The following is a 2533-nucleotide window of genomic DNA, read 5'->3' on the forward strand; positions in this document are numbered from 1 at the left end:
GGTGGAAAAACAGCTGCAAGGTGTGCAGCGCAACCATGACCAGGTCAGGGCCTTGCGCAACGCCGCGCGCGCCCGCAGCTAGTCGGCAGGCCCCTCTACCCGGTTACGGCCATTGGCCTTGGCCCGGTAGAGCGCTTCATCCGCAGCACCCAGCACTTTCGCCAGATCGTGCTGGGTGCCTGACAGGCCGATGCCGATGCTGACCGTGACCGAGTGGGCATCATCGGCAAACGGCGCCAGCGCCTCGACACTGCTACGAATGCGCTCGGCAAGCATTTGCGCACCGCTCAGATCGGTTTCCGGCAGCACCACCTGAAATTCCTCACCCCCATAACGCGCTGCCAAATCGGCAGGGCGGCGGATGCATGCCTCGATGGTCTTGGCCACTTCGCGCAGGGCATGGTCGCCACCGGCATGGCCATGGCGCTGGTTGAATGCCCGGAAATGGTCCACATCCACCATCAGCACTGCCAACGGCTTGCGGTTGCGCTGGGCGCGAGCCCACTCCTGTCGTAGTACCTGGTCCAGGCGTCGGCGGTTGGCCAGCCCGGTCAGGCTGTCGGTGGCGGCCAGGGTCGCCAGGCCCTGTTCGGCCTCATGGCGGCGACGCAATTCGCGGCCCAGCAGCAGGGTTAGCCAGAGGATGCCCACACAAAGTCCACCGGTGGCAACGCTGACCAGGATCGCAGTGCGCCGCCAGGATTCGAACACATCTTCGGCCGAATGCACGACCAGTACGATCAGTGGCAACTGCGCGACCCGGGCGAAGGTGTACATGCGCGGTTTGCCGTTGCTGCTGGAGCGGGCGGTAAAGCTGCCGCTCTGCTCGCTGAGAATACGTTTGAAATTGGGCCGCTCGGCATAGTTGCTGCCGATTTGCGAGTCTTGCGTACGGCTGGGCTGGCGAGCCAGCAGTTGGCCGTCGGTGTTAAGCAGGTTGATGCTGCTGTCTTCGCCAATATCCAGGCGTTGAAATAGTTCACTGAAGTACGACAGGCGCAGCGCGCCCACTGCCAGGCCGGCGAACTCGCCTTTGGCGTCGGAGATACGCCGGCTGAAACTGATGCACCAGTCCAGGTCGCCGAGCCTGGCCTTGAACGGCGGCCCCACCAGCAGACCGAGGTTGGCGTTGTGCAGGTGCGCCTCGGTGCCGGCGAAGTTGGCCTTGCGTGGCGCGCTGCTGGTGGAATCGCCAACCACGTTGCCTTGCTTGTCCAGCCACAGCACGTCACCGCGCTTACGGTCGACGAAGGCTTCATTGAACAGTAGGCGTTGGCGCACCGGGCCGGGGATTTCCGGCAGCTCCTTGCGCCCGACCGCCCAGATCAGGCCCTGCAGCGACTGGTCGTAAAGTTCGACGTTGCGCAGGATGTCGCTTTCGATCAGCTGGACGATATTGTTGGACGAGCGGATCGCAGACACCTCGACATTGTCCCGCTCGCGCGCCAGCAGGTAGCTGACGATGGCCACGATGGCGAGCACGGCAAGGCAACTGCCCAGGTTGAGGATCAGCTCGGGGTGCGACCTGTAGAGTGCGAAACGCGGAGATCGGGGGGTCATGCTCGCTACTGCGTGGGCAGGGCCATTCGCGGCGGCGACATTCTAGGGAAGCGGGGATTGTCGAACAAGATTTGTCCGACGGAATCGCGGTAGACCTTATTGTGGACTGACCACAAGGCCCTGTGGGAGCGGGCATGCCCGCGAAGCAAGCGCCGCGGTGCATGGCACCGGCTCGCCGGTGTTCGCGGGCACGCCCGCTCCCACAGGTTGGATGTCCAGCTTGCGATCCAGGATCAGAACACGTTCAACGGGTAATCCACGATCACCCGCAGTTCATCGTTGTCGCTGTTGCTGTCGATCGACGCATAACCCTGGCTGCCACGGTGGGTGGCATAGCGCACCAGCACCGACAGGTCCTTCAGGTCACCTTCCTGGAACACGTACTTCACGTCCAGGTCGCGTTCCCAGTGCATGGCGTTCTTGCCATCGGCACGGTAGTAATCGTAGTGGGTGGTGTCCTGGACGGCCTTGGTCAGATCCGCCTCACCCCGCGAGTACGACAGCACCGTGCTCAGGCCAGGGATGCCCATACCGGCGAAGTCATAGCCGTACTGCAGCTTCCACGAACGTTCGTTCGGTGCGTTGAAGTCCGAATACATGCGCGAGTTGTCCAGGTAGATGCTGTCGCCCAGGTTGATGTAGTCGAACGGCGTGTTGCCGTTGACCCGCTGGTAGGCGGCAGTGACGCTGTGGTACCCGGCGTTGACGGTGAAGTGCACGCTGTAGGTATTGTTGTCGATCTTGCCCAGCAGGGCCTGGCCGGTGTCCTGGGTGTGATAGAAGTGCACGCCCGGGTTCAGGCTGACCAGGTCGCTGACCACGTAGGTGTAGTCGAAATCGGCGTAGTACTGGTTCCAGATGTCCTTCAGCTCGGCCGCATACAGGTTGGCGGTGATGTTCGGGGTACCGCTCCACGACGCGCCGGCCCAGTTCAGGTGCTTGCTCTTGTCATGCTCGCCCAGCGAACCGTAGT

2 protein-coding genes and 1 pseudogene are annotated in these 2533 nt (G+C 62.9%); 1 reads left to right on the top strand and 2 read right to left on the bottom strand.

Features of this window, described 5'->3' with window-relative positions:
- Positions 1-82 (top strand): annotated as a pseudogene (locus JV551A3_RS05985) (aldehyde dehydrogenase); the annotation flags it as partial.
- Here JV551A3_RS05985 and JV551A3_RS05990 read toward each other — a convergent pair.
- Both JV551A3_RS05990 and JV551A3_RS05995 read right to left on the bottom strand, forming a co-directional pair.
- Positions 79-1560 (bottom strand): sensor domain-containing diguanylate cyclase, encoded by a 1482-nt coding sequence (locus tag JV551A3_RS05990; protein ID WP_133978433.1) that lies wholly within the window; start codon positions 1558-1560, stop codon positions 79-81. The pseudogene JV551A3_RS05985 and the gene JV551A3_RS05990 overlap by 4 nt on opposite strands.
- Before the next feature lie 233 nt (positions 1561-1793).
- Positions 1794-2533, bottom strand: a 740-nt coding sequence (locus JV551A3_RS05995) for an OprD family outer membrane porin (protein WP_133978435.1), incomplete at its 5' end; no start/stop codon positions are given.

This window comes from Pseudomonas inefficax, assembly GCF_900277125.1.
In the GTDB taxonomy this organism is placed as follows: Bacteria; Pseudomonadota; Gammaproteobacteria; order Pseudomonadales; family Pseudomonadaceae; genus Aquipseudomonas; species Aquipseudomonas inefficax.